15 protein-coding genes and 1 pseudogene are annotated in these 16808 nt (G+C 40.0%); 1 reads left to right on the plus strand and 15 read right to left on the minus strand.

Features of this window, described 5'->3' with window-relative positions:
* Positions 1 to 15 precede the first annotated feature (15 nt).
* The 5 genes and pseudogenes from AVZ68_RS18610 to AVZ68_RS18635 all read right to left on the minus strand — a co-directional run bounded on the left by AVZ68_RS18610 (position 16) and on the right by AVZ68_RS18635 (position 6221).
* Complete coding sequence (locus AVZ68_RS18610) at positions 16 to 222, minus strand: tripartite tricarboxylate transporter permease (RefSeq protein ID WP_059106079.1); 207 nt, start codon at positions 220 to 222, stop codon at positions 16 to 18.
* 283 nt (positions 223 to 505) lie between these two features.
* The gene (locus AVZ68_RS18615; protein ID WP_059106080.1) at positions 506 to 1663 is read right to left on the minus strand and encodes an HNH endonuclease; all 1158 of its coding nucleotides are present in this window, start codon (positions 1661 to 1663) and stop codon (positions 506 to 508) included.
* 15 nt (positions 1664 to 1678) lie between these two features.
* Positions 1679 to 3535 (minus strand): AAA family ATPase, encoded by a 1857-nt coding sequence (locus AVZ68_RS18620; protein WP_059106081.1) that lies wholly within the window; start codon positions 3533 to 3535, stop codon positions 1679 to 1681.
* 386 nt (positions 3536 to 3921) lie between these two features.
* Positions 3922 to 4852 (minus strand): annotated as a pseudogene (locus tag AVZ68_RS21175) (IS1634 family transposase); the annotation flags it as partial.
* 226 nt (positions 4853 to 5078) lie between these two features.
* A complete protein-coding gene (locus AVZ68_RS18635; protein WP_059106084.1) occupies positions 5079 to 6221 on the minus strand; it encodes an O-antigen ligase family protein in 1143 nt (380 codons plus the stop codon).
* A 625-nt stretch (positions 6222 to 6846) separates the two neighbouring features.
* Between AVZ68_RS18635 and AVZ68_RS21125 the strand changes: the two genes are divergently transcribed.
* Complete coding sequence (locus AVZ68_RS21125; protein WP_367576348.1) at positions 6847 to 6981, plus strand: transposase; 135 nt, start codon at positions 6847 to 6849, stop codon at positions 6979 to 6981.
* A gap of 68 nt (positions 6982 to 7049) precedes the next feature.
* Here AVZ68_RS21125 and AVZ68_RS18640 read toward each other — a convergent pair whose 3' ends face one another.
* From AVZ68_RS18640 to AVZ68_RS18685, 10 genes are all read right to left on the minus strand, one after another.
* Positions 7050 to 7799 (minus strand): 7-cyano-7-deazaguanine synthase, encoded by a 750-nt coding sequence (locus AVZ68_RS18640; RefSeq protein ID WP_059106085.1) that lies wholly within the window; start codon positions 7797 to 7799, stop codon positions 7050 to 7052.
* 341 nt (positions 7800 to 8140) lie between these two features.
* A complete protein-coding gene (locus tag AVZ68_RS18645; protein WP_059106086.1) occupies positions 8141 to 8668 on the minus strand; it encodes a serine acetyltransferase in 528 nt (175 codons plus the stop codon).
* 233 nt (positions 8669 to 8901) lie between these two features.
* Positions 8902 to 9405, minus strand: a complete 504-nt coding sequence (locus tag AVZ68_RS18650) for a VanZ family protein (protein ID WP_059106087.1) — start codon at positions 9403 to 9405, stop codon at positions 8902 to 8904.
* A gap of 71 nt (positions 9406 to 9476) precedes the next feature.
* Complete coding sequence (locus AVZ68_RS18655; RefSeq protein WP_059106088.1) at positions 9477 to 10802, minus strand: UDP-glucose dehydrogenase family protein; 1326 nt, start codon at positions 10800 to 10802, stop codon at positions 9477 to 9479.
* Between the two features lies 1 nt (position 10803).
* Entirely contained in the window at positions 10804 to 11694 is an 891-nt protein-coding gene (galU, locus tag AVZ68_RS18660; RefSeq protein ID WP_059106094.1) for a UTP--glucose-1-phosphate uridylyltransferase GalU, read from the minus strand.
* Between the two features lie 167 nt (positions 11695 to 11861).
* A complete protein-coding gene (locus AVZ68_RS18665) occupies positions 11862 to 12866 on the minus strand; it encodes an NAD-dependent epimerase (RefSeq protein WP_059106089.1) in 1005 nt (334 codons plus the stop codon).
* A 17-nt stretch (positions 12867 to 12883) separates the two neighbouring features.
* Entirely contained in the window at positions 12884 to 13459 is a 576-nt protein-coding gene (locus tag AVZ68_RS18670; protein WP_059106090.1) for a sugar transferase, read from the minus strand.
* 2 nt (positions 13460 to 13461) lie between these two features.
* Positions 13462 to 14346 (minus strand): NAD-dependent epimerase/dehydratase family protein, encoded by an 885-nt coding sequence (locus AVZ68_RS18675; RefSeq protein ID WP_059106091.1) that lies wholly within the window; start codon positions 14344 to 14346, stop codon positions 13462 to 13464.
* A gap of 6 nt (positions 14347 to 14352) precedes the next feature.
* Positions 14353 to 15501, minus strand: coding sequence for a glycosyltransferase family 4 protein (locus AVZ68_RS18680; protein WP_059106092.1), 1149 nt, complete (start codon positions 15499 to 15501; stop codon positions 14353 to 14355).
* A gap of 42 nt (positions 15502 to 15543) precedes the next feature.
* A complete protein-coding gene (locus AVZ68_RS18685; RefSeq protein WP_059106093.1) occupies positions 15544 to 16671 on the minus strand; it encodes a glycosyltransferase in 1128 nt (375 codons plus the stop codon).
* Between the last annotated feature and the right edge of the window lie 137 nt (positions 16672 to 16808).

The raw sequence follows: 16808 nt of genomic DNA on the forward strand, positions 1-16808 counted from the left end.
TTGTTTGAAAATTCTCTAGCTGAAAAAATGATGGTTTTTCAGTGGCCTCATAATGAGTAGTAGAACTTCCTGTATAAGATTTGAGGAAAGTACACCGTATAAGACATCGCTATTGTCGATAAACAATCGCAGTCCTGGCACCCATCCCTGCATGACGACGGCACCGAGGAGCATCGCTGTAGACGCACTACCTGGAATGCCGAGAACGAGCATCGTGGCCAAGGCCTCGCCTCTGAGGCGTTGTTCGCCGATCCAGCGGCCACAATTCCTTCCTCACTCCCTTTCAAACATTTTTTTATTTTTTGAAGCGCGGTGAGCCTCATTGTAGCTGATTAAGCTGGCGATTGTAGAACCCTCTGCTGGGATCGCTCCAATTGCGCTGGAACGTACATAGTAATGTAATGCCGATCGCTGCAACGAGATACGCGCCCACTTTTGAAAGTGTTTTATAGTGACCTTTTATTTATCATAACCCTTTTTCTCCAAGTCACTTTCATACACTAAATCATATTTTGTAATACTTCAGGAACTGTAGGTATAGATCGCGATGCAGCTTTCCAAGTGAAGAATCAATAATACTTGATTGATCAGGTGGGCTGTATAACGCCGATAATAATTCCTGTTTGTCCGCGCCTAATAGGCTAACGAGTTCATTTATTACGCTATCGGGATAATGCTTGTGCTTCTTAATAAACGTTGGTACCACTTCTTTGTGATGCCCATAAATAGGTTCAATTGAGAACTTCTTTAAAAAGTTATCTGATTTTCTGTTAGTCGAATCGTTTCTATTAATAAAGATTTCATTATTCTTATTTTTACCCTCCATAGCCTTGAGGTCCTTTGATCGAAAATCAAAAGTGTACGCAGGGTCAAGACTATCGATATAGGGGTGAAGATATTCATTGATGTTAAGATAATCGCTCTTTTTTATACTACTGTTACATACCTTACAGCTCGGGATTAAATTGAAAAAGGATAAAGCGAATATCGGAAACTTAGAGATCGGGTAGTAATGATCCAATTCCGGTCTAGTAAGATTTCCACCTTGACCGCCAACAGTAAAAGTATACATTCTGTTACAGTAGGGACATACGTTAATATCGAGTTCCTCACATAATTGATACGCCCCCCATCCTGATTTACCCTTTCGAAAACCTTCGAAATTGAAGATCTTCCTTAGAACTTTGAAGGTTGAGCTTTGATTTGTTTGATTTTTTGTAAATACGCTGTCCCCACCATCGGTTTTAATGCCAGGAAAGTCCTTGACAATCTTGTGATATAAAGATATAAGGTCCTCTGGCTTGTCACCGAGGATGTGTTCAATATAAATTAGACTATTAGGGTTGAGCATCTCCGCCAAAAAAGATTGAATCTGGGGCCTGTTATCCAAGAAGTCCTTTTCGAATTCTCTATCAACAAATACTGTCTGAAGATCTGACAGCTTATCATATGGTTTTATTGAAATTTGCGATAGAAAGCTTTTGACTGTGGCTTTATGAAGTGGTAGTTCAATACTCTTCGATAACTGCTCTAGAGGTATTTCGCTATCTATTGCGTCGCATACGTTTATATAAAAATTTATGACGTCTTTCACTGACTTATTTATATTGGAGATATGTTTTTCTCGAACATTGGCATATTTCCACTCAGGGATTTGAATCATGTACTTCACTCCCTATCATTCCGTACCTTCTAAACTTTTCTCTCTCTCTATTACAGCTATCTCATTTTTCAACGATTGCAACCTCTTTTCTCGCACTTCTTTTCTTGAAGTTGGAAAAGCTTGTACAAAAAGCTGATGCATTTGATTTTTTATCAGCGGTTCACCAATCATTTCTATCCATTGCTTAATGTTAGTCTTCTCATATTCTAAACACTTTTCCCCTAACTTTTCCCCTGAAATTTTTCTTTTTAACTGATCAATTATACAGTTTAACTTTTGTTTTGCGAACTCTCCTATGGTGTCATTCATAAAAAATTCATTAGATAGTAAAGTATGTATATTACTAGCGAAGGTTTCCGGTAAACTGTTAAGCTCTGCTTTTTCCGATTTATCTGTCTCTTTGTTTTTACGTAGCGCCACGAGATTTTGTTTTGGAAGATCAGAGATGATAAAAGGTGAGTGCGTTGTAAGCACAACTTGGTAAGCCTTATATCCTCCAGGTGTCCTTCCAAGATAATCTATAATCCGGCTAATAATAATGCGGCTCCACTCTGGGTGCATAAAGGAATCAGGTTCATCTAGGAGTATAATGCACGTCTTGTTCTCGGCATTAGAAACTGACGTTATGGCATAATGAAGTGAAGAAAATAACGTTAGAAAAGCTTCTTCTCCGGAGCTAAATGGTTCTATATCTATCTCAAAACTCCATACCACTGAATTATTACTGGCGGACTTAGCACTTTGTAAGTACTTCAAAAAATCAGTAACTTCTTGTATTTCAGTGCCATGCACCTTTATCCTTATTCTGTCACTACTGAAGACACCCTCTGGAAGTTTTTTTAGATACTCATACATTTCTTTCAAACAATCAAAGAATTCGCGATCCAGTCCACTGTTTCGATCCCAAGTTTCACCAAGCACCTTTAGAACGTCTAGTAGATAAATACTGGGCTTATCCTCATTCAATGGAACCTTATCAATCTTAGATTGCAATTGGGCTTCTTCTACTATACTACTGGTAACACATTCCCTAAACAAGCCGTGGCATGCGTTTTCAAGAAACGAAAGAATAAAATAATCTTTTTTTTCATCTGCACTATTTGTATCCGATTCCAGAAGACTAGTTAAATCATCGAAGAGATTATCCGCTTTAAAATTCAGTCCTGCCTTTGTTTCTTCATTCGTTCGTAACTTTATCGAAATATGTGTGTTAGGACTAACTTGAAAAAAATTACTAGTAGAGCCCCTTGACTTTTGCGACAACGAATCCCTTATAAATCGATACTTACTATAAATGCCCGAATTCATCTGGTTGAATGCATACCGTTGAAAAAAGTGATTGGGCTCCTCCTCCAGCTGAAAAGAGCGATTCGACCAATACTGGTTAAACTTGTGACGAAAATTAATGTATGCCGCATGCTGATTCTCTTGCTTTTCCTGGAGAAACCTTACAAAGGTAAGTGAATCATCATCTCCTAAGGTAGCTACTATGCTATAATAACTGGCCACTCTTTGGGAAACATCAAAGAGGCCCATCTTCTCAAAGTTATTTCCTTCAATAACAAATTGGTTATCCCCCATATGATAGAGCACAAAGTATTCCGCCGTCCGATGGGCATGGTTCAACCGAGCAGTCATCCTGAACCCAAGCAGATCTAAGAGGTTGGATTTACCACTACCATTTTCCCCAATTATAGCAGTGATATCAATAACTTTATCTCCAAATAAACATAGTTTATTTTCTGACCGTCTAATAGAAAGCTTTCTTTCCTCAGATGTGATCTTGTATTCTACTTCAAAGTCTGCACCGAATGAAAACCCCTGTTTTTCTATGTTTCTAAATTTATCAATCCATAGGTAAATAACCTTCACTTTTGTATCACTTCCTTGTAAGTTACGATATCACGGGACTTGTACTATCAATAGCTCTTTCTTACCGTCACTACTGAAAAATAGTATTACTGTTTTTCAGTAGTGACGTGCACTTTCCATGTAAGTAGACATGATAGCCTATGCGGCTGCGCCATATATATTGGTAGCCCTAATAATCATACCCATAGAGGGCCTCAGAAGCTCCATGTGAAGTGATAAAAAGCCTGTATCCCAGATTTTGCGCTTGAAAATCCCATTAAATGGAACTATAGTGCGCTGATCAGCTCTCTCGAAATGGTTTGGGACTTATCATACAGCCAAAACAACATACGAGGATATTCCCCACCATTCGACACCAACTGGATAAACGGATGCCCAGCTCGTGATTACGGACGATGAATGTCGACAGCTTTTGAGCTTCTTGGCTGCGTATAAACGCTAGGGTCCATTCCTAACAACCCAAGAATACGCTCCAATTGGGATTCATGGTTGTTCGGGTACAAGCGTCGGAGTTGTCCATCGATTTCCATATGAACGATGTCGATGGTATCCAGCAGTTCTAATACAGCCTCGCCCGTCGGACGAAGGCTTTTTCGGCCACCGCTTCCCATCAAGTCCGGGGGCTCGTCTTCCTCTTCCATGTTTTTTCGAATGAGATGTTCAAAAAGGCTGTAGACCATGAGACTCATCATCATCACATACGCAAAAGCTTCGATCCGGTGAGGCTTTCCAGGAACACTCGACCGACAAAATACGGGTTTTTTAGAAAACGAGAGCGATTTTCCACAGTTTGTTGCCCTTTATATCCTTTTAATAGCTCTACGTCGCAGGCGTCGTTCCTCGCATTGGTGACAAGAATAAAGATGGATGCTTGTTGGCGAGCTGTTCGACCTCTTCTTCTGATGGACGATGCAGCTCTAATTGAACACGATAGATCGGAACCGGGGGAGGTGGGACTTCTCCTTTCTTGGGACGTCCGCGCTTCAGCCGCTTCCCTGGCCGCTCTTCACAGATGACCGTCCCTTCAAACGTATGAGAGCCTTTACGGTTGCTTGAGAAAAACGGCAAGAGCGGCCTCTGCATCGGTTTGGCAGGCAAGATCTTGGTTCTCCAGTTGGTCTTGATCGTAGCGTAACGTTGCCATTCCTTTTCCAGTTGGGATTGGATGGTTTTTTCCTTCCGGGCATCCATTTGGTCGGACTGGACCACCAAAAATCGATAGGGGTGGCCATGGAGGTTCTCTTTGGCCGAACAGATGCGATAGGTGGCAGCTCCTTCACGCTCAACCAAGGGGCCAATTTCTCTCCATTCGTCTTTATATCGACAACCCCAAATTCTGTAAAAGATGAAAATAGGTGCTTAAACGGGCGCAAAATGTGGGTTTGATTCCGATCGCTAATCGATTTATGTCCCAGCTCTATTTTTCACGAGAGAACCTCACCAGTTGTAATATTCACTTGTATCTTTACAGCGCGAGTCTGGGGGGAATGTCATTTTATCGGCTGCCCGCAACCATGAATATACATGTACAAATAAGGGAGGGTTACCTCCTCTCTGGTGTCATTTTATCTTTGGTCAAAAGGAAATAAGCTAGAGCCATAGACCATATAATTATTACGTTGCCGAAATTCACAAGCCCTACAAGATAACGGTCTTCGGCATATTGAGATGCAAACAAAGAGATGATGGAAGCTAGTGAGATGAGTAGAGCTTTTCTTTCACTTTTATTAATCGTTTGTTGGTATCGGATTATTAATAAGATGCTTAACACCATGGGCAACAGCATTGTTATTGTTAATCCAATAATACCAGACTCTGCCAACAAACGAACATACAAATTGTGCGGAGAGCTTGCAATATAACTATTTGTATTGGCTAGTAGCTCGGATGAATACCACCAGCCTACACCTCCAAACAAGGGGTTAGAGTAAAAATAAGGCATAAGTATGTCCCATGCAGCACTTCTTGTGTCTAAGCCACTAGACCCTGTAAAACGTTCGACAAGATAAATGTAATTCGGACTTGATTGTAACCAACGGAAAGTAAAATATGCCGATGTGGCTAACGCAAATATTCCTATAGCTTGTCTAAAAAATTTCTTGGTGATATGACCCGAAAGAAGGTTTTTTAGTATGTAAGGCGCTATTAATACAAAGTAAAAAATGAAGAAACTAAAAATTAGACTACGTGACATCGTCCAAAATAAAACAATTGTAGCAAGTAGCCATAAGAGTTTAGATTTTTTAGTTGACTCACCGGTTATTGCTCTATTTAAAGAAGTAAATATTACTACAAAAAAAGCAAGTAAAGCCATTTGATTAGGGTTAATTCCGCCGCTTAGTCTAATACCGCCAGCGCCTGACGACCAGTCATCTATAAATAATTGACCAACCACCGAGATAGCTAATAACAAAAACAGAGAGAATGCTAGTATCTTTCGCCTTTTTAAATCGTGATAGAGCGTATAATTAAAAAAGTACATGACAGTAAAAATAAGAGCAAGTAACGAAGTGCTAACTACTACTCTTACGAATGAAAATGGTGGATTTACACCAAATAAGGTAGTCATCCCTATAACAGTTAGGAAAAATACTAAGTATAGGTAAAAAGCAGAAAGTAGCCGGATTCCTGTAAAAAATCGATAGTTTGATCTTAGCATAACAACAGTAAGTAATATTATGAACAAGGGTATTATCTCTCCTAATAAGCCTAGCTCAAATAAAATGAAGGAGATGTAGGAAATTAGAAAGAAACATAAAACCAAGTATTGAGAAAAAGGAATCTTGTATGTAATCTGGCCCGCCTCCTAGAGGGTGTTAATAATTCAATTTTACTATAAATCAAAGGAATAGAGCAATAAGCAAGCGTATTGATTGTCCATAGCTATATAGAGACTCCTCACCTGAAGATGTTAACGATGAGTTCGCAAAAAAGACGCTGTAAATAATAGGCGTTACTTGTCCTTCTTCCGTTTTCGTATAGTCCAGTTCAACAATGCATAAGCAATAAGAGCAAGAATAAGTTAGTTATAGACCGCATTTTCTGTGGTTTCAAATAGAACCGGAACGTTCAACTGTTATTTGTCCCTCAAAAACGTTTCGATTTCCCCGTTCGTTTAGTTAGTCAATATATGTCCGCAATGGATTTAGGTGCCACTTCCATCAGGTCGTCACAAGCAAAATACCGTCCCTAGTCGTGAAAACAGACGCCGCGGTGACGTTATTTAGAACGTGAGGATGCTTGTGCCTAACTGACAGGCGAAATTAAGGGTGACCGGAGAATGTGGCTGTTCCAGCGGATTCAGTCTTACAGTGGAAAAAGCCTATTTATCCAAGCCTCATCATCGGGTCTCAAACGGGAAAATCGGAGGAACCAACATCAAGATTAAAACGATCAAACGACGTGCGTTTGGCTGTCAGAACAGCCATCACTTTTACCGTGAGTAAAGTTAGCAACTGCTGGTTAATTGAAATTAAACCTCCGACTTTTGATGAAGAGCTTTCATTAAAAAGTCTTAGGGGATTTTATTTTTTATTTTTCTAATAAAAGCATTAGTTTTTTTCTTTACCTTTCTATTTAAAACTTTATATAGATTAGGTTCTGGTACCCTTCTACCTAAACCCTCCTCTTTGGTGTATTTACAAGGGTTACAAATTCCACATGGATTATTGTGAACTGGAGAATGACAAAACCACGTTTCTTCCATTATGTGATTAAATCCACTTTCCTTAGCCTTTTCCTCCATGTCTAATTTTGTATAATCTAAAAGAGGGAATTTATAATATTTAAATACAGTTAACTCAACTTTATTTGTAGTGGGATCAAGAATATAGAACTCATCATCCCCGTCAACTTTTTTAACAACATCTGCTTTTAAAAACTTTTGCGCTTTATCATCTAGGTGAATACTAAGTTCCAACCCCTTAACACCCTCTGAATCAGCAAAGCGAGCTAACCAGTCGTACTGAGACCCCAAATGAGAATGAGCGGCCATTCTCTTATAATTATTCGTTATGCTATCATTCGAGATAATATCTAAAACGTTTACTTCTTTTACTGGGAGAATACGTTTGGCAGCATTCTTATCTAACACCGAAACCAAAACAATTAATCTCTTAATTGTTTTCCTCTCCATTTTAGTAGATATACGTGTATTATCTAAAACATAATACGGTTGTACAATTCTTTTCTTGTTTATAGTAAGGTCAAGAACTCTGAAAGTGGAATCCCAACCTCCAGTCCACAAAAGATTGTGCGTGGTCAAATTTATCTTCCTCCTACGTTTTCTTAACTTCCCCGAATAAAACCCAAATTCGACAATCAACTAGGTAAGCAAAACACCCATGAAGCTTTAGTACGTAAAGTTTTATAGACATTTTTAGGAAGATGAAGTATGTCTAGGCTTTAGAGGGAAACCACCCTTACTAGCCGAAAGTTTGAGGGGAAGTTTTTGCATTGGTAATACAAAGCCCCATATTGTATAGAAAAATGATTAAATTTAATCATTTCATACCTTTCGGAGCTGATACCACATCGCCCCTGTTTAAACATTCCCTGTCGAACTCGGGCTGCAAATGCCAGTTAGATTCAAGAAGTCTTTGTTTTTTATCCCACTATTTCTTTTGCTGGAATCCCAACAACAACTTTATTTGCAGATACATTTTTATTAACAACTGCATTTGCTCCGATTCTTACGTTGTCGCCTATTACAATTCCACCAAAAATTTTAGCACCTGGTCCTATATATACATTATCTCCTATGGTGGGGCATTCTCCTTTGTGTATACCAATATTAACATCAGTATGAATTACACAATTCGCCCCCACTCTAGTTCCTCCGTTAACCGCAATACTTCCGTAATGGGCTAATCTAAGACCAGGGCCAAAGCAATTTTCACCTATAGTAAACCCCAATTTTATACAATGTTTTTTAAACCTATACTTCAAAATATAATAACTGAACTTCCCAATAAAGTCCTTACGGCAATTTTTTAGATATTCAATATGTCTCAGTTTCCTTTGGCATAACAGCATTGTATTTGTAAACCCATAATGAATTTTCCATTTACTATAACCATGCATTTTTAAATCTTCTTTCAAATAGTGGTGATATTGTTCCTTTGAATTGATCATCTCTATACCTCTTCCCATGTAGCTAATCTTTAGTTTTCTTGGGGGAAGTCTCCATGAAGGGCAATCGGTTGCTTTGGTTCTTCAATTCAGAATAACAGCTTATAACTCGTATATCCATTTTCTTCGCCATTACTCTAACGTCCTTTGCGGCTTGACCAGATTCATAAACATGTATATGCGATCCAGTAATTTCAACACATTTTTTGCTCCTCACCCTTCAAGGATTTGACTAACTAGCTACCTTTGCTCTTAACTACATAACGTTTATTACACCAGGCAACAATCAAAACCCCCACGCCCCCACCAACAACATCAATCACCACATCCTCAACCAACGCCGTCCGGTCCGGCATAAAGGACTGCCTGTACTCATCAATCACAGCATAGAAAACCACCAAACTCAGTGTAAAACTCGCCGCTCGCCGCAACGGCAAGAATATAGAAAGCAGATTACACCCAAGCACCCCAATGACCATAAACGAAAAGAAGTGCGCCGCTTTCCGCACAAAGAACTCTATAAATCCTTCAACACCCTGCGCCTCTATGCCTACCATGCCATTTCCGTAAGAAAAGCTAACATAACTGAGAAACGTATCCTCCAACCACGACAAATTAACCAGACCAAGGTAAGGCTGGATATTCTGATCGCTATAGTTTCTAGAACTTGAGTAAAAAATAATCCCCACAATTGCAACAAGAAGAACAACATTGATCCATAGCTTTTTCTTATACGTCAATCCAAATCCTTCTTTCTGCAATTCTTAGAGATAACGAAAAGGTGCACGGTCTCCCGTACACCCCTTCTCCCTTAAACCAATTCCTTTTCCGGGGCTACCACAGGTCTCCCCACAGAATAGTATTCAATGTGATGGTCTCTCATCACATTAAGGTCGTAGCAATTGCGGCCATCAAACACAAGAGGCTCACGAAGAAGCTCTTTGTACTGTTGAGGGGTTAACGCTTTAATGTCATCCCATTCTGTTACAAGAAAAGCAGCGTCTGCCCCTTTCAAGGCTTGCTCGGGGCTCTCTGCGTAGTTAACCGCCTCTGGTAGCACTTTCTTGGCGTTCTCTGTCGCAATAGGATCATAGGCAACCACATTGGCCCCTGCAAGCACAAGCTGCTCTGCTAGGACAATAGAGGCTGCTTCACGCATATCATCCGTATTTGGCTTGAACGCTAGTCCCAGCATAGCGATGGTTTTGCCTTTAAACGAACCTAGTTGCTCACGGGCTTTATCCAGCAGCAATCGTTGCTGATGGTTATTCACTTCAATCACTGCTTTTAACAACGTAAATTCATGCTCCACGTTTCCGGCAATCTGCACGAGGGCACTCGTGTCTTTCGGGAAACAAGATCCACCGTAGCCAATTCCTGCATTCAGGAAGCGATCACCAATCCGCTTATCTTGTCCCATCCCGGCTGCCACATCTTCTACATTGGCATCCAGTCGCTCACATAGGTTCGCAATTTCATTGATAAAGCTAATTTTCGTCGCGAGAAACGCATTGGAGGCATACTTAATCATCTCTGCGCTGCGGACATCGGTTTTAAATACTGGGATATCAAACGGCTCATTTATTTCCTCGATCACTTCTGCAGCTTTTTCACTATCGGCCCCAATCACAATGCGATCCCCGTGGAGCGTATCATATACAGCGGAACCTTCTCTAAGAAATTCCGGGTTTGATACGACATCAAATGGAATATCCGTATGCTTGGCAATCAATTGCTTGATGTGATCATTTGTCCCGACCGGAACTGTACTCTTTGTGACCACTACAGCATAGCTCGTTAGGTTTCTGGCAATGTCTTCGGCAACAGCGTTAATAAAACGCAAATCCGCCGTGCCATCTTCTTTTTCCGGCGTTCCTACTGCAATATAAATGGCGTCGGCTCCAACAAAGGCCTCGTTGTGGTTCGTGGTAAAGTGCAGATTTCCTGAAGCACTATTCTTTGTCATAAGCTCATCTAGCCCTGGCTCATAAATAGGAGAAATCCCTTGTTGCATGCGAGCCACTTTTCCCGCGTCCAAGTCCACACACGTAACATTATGACCGATTTCCGATAATGCTACGCCCGTGACAAGGCCCACGTAGCCGGTACCGACAACGGCAATTTTTTTCGAATTCATTTTAGTGAACGCCTTCTTTCTCACGGCTTGTAATACTTTCGAGATACTTTATAACATCTTCACGCAAATCCGGTCTTTTTAGGGCAAAATCAATGGTGGCTTGAACAAATCCGAGCTTATCCCCAACATCATAACGTGTACCGGCGAACTGATAGGCAAGAATGGCCTGTTCTTCATTTAACTTTACAAGCGCATCGGTAAGCTGAATCTCACCACCGGCCCCCGGCTCTTGCGTAGCAAGAATCTCAAAAATCTCTGGCCTTAGTATGTAACGACCCATGATCGCTAAGTTTGACGGAGCGTCTTCCAATGCAGGCTTTTCGACTAGCGTCTCTACATGAACAGTATTTTCTTCAATGTCATTTCCTTTAGGAGAAACAATGCCGTATTTCGATACATCTTGTTCAGCAACCGGCTGTACGCCAATCACCGACGAATGATAGCGATTGTACACTTCAATCATTTGCTTCAAGCAAGGTGCTTCAGATTCCACAATGTCATCGCCGAGCATTACGGCAAATGGTTCATTCCCCACGAAAGAAGCCGCACAGGCGATCGCGTGCCCAAGACCCTTTGGTTCTTTTTGGCGAATGTAATGGATGTTTGCTAGGTTTGAGATTCCTTGAATTTCTTCTAGAATCACTTGCTTCTGTTTCTTTGCAAGCGTCTCCTCTAGCTCATAGGACTTATCAAAATGGTCTTCAATCGCCCGTTTCCCGCGCCCACTGACTATAATGATGTCCTCAATCCCTGAAGCCACCGCTTCTTCGACAATGTACTGAATCGTCGGCTTGTCCACGATTGGCAGCATTTCTTTAGGCTGTGCTTTTGTAGCAGGAAGGAAACGTGTTCCAAGCCCTGCAGCTGGGATAATTGCTTTGCGTACTTGCATATCAACGCCTCCATTGTTCCGATTCATTTTGGTTAATTGCTTCTCAAGAAATCGAAGGGATTCCTCAACACCATAATCCCCATCTAAACTTTCTCCATTACGTTGAATCACGAGCATCATGCGAACAAGTTCTTCAAGTGATAGAGTCATAGCTACATTACCCTCTCCTAGCCATAGTAGGACTTATACCAATCGACAAAGGCCTTAATTCCTTCATCAATGGACGTGCTAGGGCTAAAGCCAACAGAGTTCTTTAGATCGTCAATATCCGCGTAGGTGGCTTCCACGTCCCCAGGTTGCATCGGCAAAAATTCTAATTCCGCCTCTTTCCCTACATGCTTTTCAATTGTCCGAATAAAGTCCATTAATTTCACAGGCTCATTATTTCCGATGTTATACACTTTGTAAGGGGCATAGCTTGTACTTGGATCTGGACGTTCCTTATCAAACTCTAGGTTTGGTTCTGGCTTTTTATCAAGCAGACGAACAATCCCCTCTACTATATCATCAATATACGTAAAGTCCCGCATCATTTCGCCGTTGTTAAAGACTTTAATGGACTTTCCTTCCATGATGTTTTTCGTAAACGAGAAATAAGCCATATCTGGTCTTCCCCATGGCCCATAGACAGTAAAAAACCGTAATCCGGTTGTTGGAATTCCGTATAGATGGCTGTACGTGTGGGCAAGCAACTCATTCGATTTCTTTGTAGCTGCGTATAGACTGACTGGATGATTCACTTGATCAGTAGTAGAGAATGGCATCTTTTTATTGGCCCCGTAGACAGAGCTTGATGATGCATAGATTAGATGTTCCACGTTATTGTGACGGCATGCTTCTAGGATGTTCGTGAAGCCTACTAAGTTTGACTCAATGTAGGCGTGGGGGTTTTCTAGGCTGTAACGGACCCCTGCTTGGGCGGCTAAATTGATTACATGAGTTATGTCATAGTCGTTAAAGAGATTATTGATCGCTTCTAAATTGGCTATGTCTAACTCGACAAAAGTAAACTTATGGTCGAGCTCTAGTTGGGAGAGCCGATCTTTTTTAAGTTTAGGGTTATAGTAATCGTTTAAATTATCTACCCCAATAACGTCAATATCTTGTTGAATCAGTCTCTGGCTCAAGTGCATGCCAATAAATCCTGCAGCTCCTGTAACTAATACTTTCATAGACATTCACCTTTCCCTTAACCTTTTATTCCATCTGATTTCGCAACACTTAAGAAGGTCTTAACGATAATTTTAATATCAAATATAAAAGAAAGATGGCTTAAATAAAAAAAGTCGTACCCTACTTTTTCTTGATCGGTAATCATGTCTCTCCCTCTAACCTGTGCATAGCCTGTCAATCCTGGACGGAGCTCATGAATGTTCTTTTCATCTCTCATTTGTGTCAGTTCATATTGGTTATACAAAGCAGGACGAGGACCAACAACAGACATGTCCCCAATTAATATATTGAATAGTTGAGGAAGCTCATCAAGGCTTGTCTTTCTAATAAACTTGCCTGTCTTTGTCACATATTGTTCCGGATCTTCCAACTTATCTGTTGCCACATTGGGCGTGTCGATTTTCATGCTCCTAAACTTATAGATTTGAAAATGCTCCGCTTTCCGTCCAATTCGTTTTTGCTTAAACAAGATCGGCCCTGGAGATTCCACCTTTATTCCAATGGCTAATCCAATAATAAGTGGGCTTAGCGCAATTAACGCAACAAGAGACAAAAGAATATCGATGATTCTTTTAAAAAACGCCTTATACACAGTCAGGTCTCCCCCTTGTTACGATACATGCTTTTAATTTGATGCTTTATTCCTTCCTGGAATCCAATTGGGTCGAAGTCATACTCAGTTGCAGCTGGTTCATAATCAAATACCTTATCTTCTCTTAACCTGCGCAGTTGTTCAAGCTTTAATTTCGGGTTTTTGGAGACTTTGTTGTACCCTCCAACAAGCGCTGTTGATAAACGGTAAGGAATCTTAATAACATGCACTTTCTTTCCTAATTGCTCCCCTACAATCCGCAACAACTCTTGATACTCATGTCTTGTTTTCCCTGCGATATTGTACCCCTTACTTGGTAAGGAATCTCGATTGAGGGCAGTGTATAACACTTTTGAGATGTCTTTGTAATAGATCGGCTGCATTAACCCTTCCCCTTTCCCGAATACAGGGAAAAAACCAAAACGGTCGATAAATCGAATAAGCTTGTTCATATTCTTGTCATTCTTTTCTCCATAAATCATTGTCGGTCTAAAAATAATGTAAGGCACCCTACAGTTCTTCTCAATGTATTCCTCCGCTACCTTATACTCATCGGAGTATTTAGGGTAATCAGAAAAGACCCCTGTAGTCCCAATAATCAGCAGTTTGCTAACTGATCGTGTATTTGCCACATCAATTATTGTAGGGGAATATCTCATTTGTACAATATGTACTATGCTATCTACACCTTTTGATACTTGAAGCAACCTTTCTTTATCGGTGATATCGCCAACAACATGTTGAAAACCTTTATCTTCTATATACGAGAGATCGCTTGTTTCCCGTACAAGGCAAATGACTTGCTCATTGGCTATGGACATATCTTTATCGATTAACTCAAGAAACTGTTGACCGATCAACCCTGTCCCACCCGTTACCAGAATCAAACCAAGTCACCTACTTTCTAACTTTTTATAGAAATCATTGATTCGACTTGCAACTATGGCTTCTGTAAAGTGATCTTCAATATGCTTCCTACCTTTTTCTGCGTAGGATTTTAATCTTTCTTTGCTTGCAGGATCTATCCACGCTTCAATGGCCTGTTTTAACTCATCGACACTATTGTCCTCTACCATTTCTCCCGTTTCTTGATGAACCACAAGCTCCCTTGTGCCAAGAACATTCGTAGCAAGGACTGGTTTAGAAAATGCCATAGCTTCCATAAGCATGCGAGGTATCCCTTCCTTACGAGAGGTCAGCATAATTGCATCAGATACTTGAATTAGCTCATATACATCGTCTCGATAGCCAAGAAAAAGGACTCTCTCCTCAAGACCGTATTCTTTGACCAGCCGTTTGATTTCCTCTTCAAGAGGTCCTCCTAAACCGGCGAGTAAAACCTTGAAATTTCGTTTTTCCTCAGGTATTTGTTTTAGTGCATTGAGAAGAAGATGATGATTTTTGATTGATTCAAAACGAGCGCCAACTAAAAAAGTGAAATCATTGTCGCTAATATTAAAGGCATTTTGATACTCTTCTTTTTGTTCTTCAGTTAATTGAGGGTACGCGTCTAACTTATTAAGGGGAACTCCATTTCCTTCATATCCTGTTAGTACTTTTTTGGGCACAAGGTTTTTAATAGCCTCTAAGTCTTCGTAATTTTGAGAGAAATACCCATTACTAAACCAAGAAGCTACTTTTTCGAGCGTATAATATATAGCATTTTTGACCCTTGATTGACCTTCAAAAAATGGTAGTCCGTGTGAAGTATGACAGACCACTTTTACACCCGCTAGTTTGGCTGCGACCCTTCCTACAAAACCTGCTTTAGCTGTATGGGTGTGCACCACATCGTATTTTTCCCACTTTAGAAATCTGTAGATGGTGACGAGGCTTTTAAAGTCAGCCATAGGTGAGATGGTTCGCTCAATATTAGTATTTATATGTCGATAGCCGTATTCTTTTATCTTTTTTTGAAATCCTACATCGCTAGATAGCAGGTCAACCTCATTATTATACTTGCTAAGCTCTACCATTTTATCAATTAGCATCTTATCTATTGTAAAGTCAATTGTAGTTATGTGCAGAATTTTCCTCTCCAAAACTTTACTCCTTTTTTCTCTTGAACTTCAACAACCCATATATTATTTTGTTAATAACCTTTTGTATAAGGCTTCAGTTTCAGCTATTGTATTATCGATGGAGAATACTTGTTTTATCCTGTCATAGGCCTTATCAATCATTAATTGAATTTCATTTTCAGGCATTTTAAGATAAGTATTTAACGCCCCCTCCATTGCCACCAAATCGTCTCGAGGAACTAATAGACCACAGCCCTCTTCTATTATCTCTGGAGTGCCACCCACCGAGGTTCCAATTACAGGAATTCTAGAAGCCATAGCTTCTAAAACTACATTAGGCATGCCTTCCCAACTAGATGAGAGAACGAAGCAATTAGCTAACTGTAAAATTTCCTGGACATCATTTCTTAACCCCGTAAATATAACATTATTCTTAACGTTTAACTCTTCAGAACGGTTACTTAAAATTCCCCCAAGCTCACCTGCTCCTACTATTACAAGATAAATATTTCGGTTCTTTTTAGCTACAGCTGCAAATGCTTCAATTAATAATAACTGATGTTTTTGTCTCTCTAATCTACCGACATTTATAAACACTATAGAGTTTCCTGGTATCCCCAAACTCTTTCTGAGGGCCAAAATGTCTTTTTTTGGCGTATTTCCATACAATTGAGTTTCAACTCCATTATAAATTACCTCTAATTTCTCTTTTTTTATACTCCTCTTATTTATTTGAGCCTCTGCCGCACTATAACAGACAGCAGTTACTTTTTTGACAGCAAAGTCTGTATATCTCATTATTTTCTCTCTTGCTTTTCCCCCAACATTCTCGTTTCTTATAGAAGATATAATTACGGGCACTCTCAAAAAGGTTCCCACAATTCTCCCAAATAAATCAGCATGAAACATGTAAGAATGAATAATCGCAGGGCGCTCTTTTTTTATTATTTTAAACAGTTTAAGTAAAGCAGAAACCATACTCAGCTTATTTTTTGTTAAATTTAAGTGATACAACTTTATATTTTCCTTTTCAATTAATTTACTAACTGGGCCTTCCCCCATTAAGCTGACTACTATCGGTTCAAATTCATTAGATAACCCTTTAACTGTTTTATATAGCATCATTTCTGCACCGCCAGCTTTGAGGTCTGTTATCAAATGAATGCATTTTATAGTATCTCTATTAAACATGCTCTTTTTCCTTTCCTTGAATTTATCTTCTGACCTATTGCCGCAGCCAAAGACACCCAAACACTTCAATATTAAAATTACGTTAATAGAATGAATTTCATAAATCTCAGCCCTGGCAAACCAGGGGTTTCAAGGCG

It is taken from the genome of Shouchella shacheensis (assembly GCF_001484965.1).
Taxonomy (GTDB): Bacteria; Bacillota; Bacilli; order Bacillales; family Bacillaceae_D; genus Shouchella; species Shouchella shacheensis.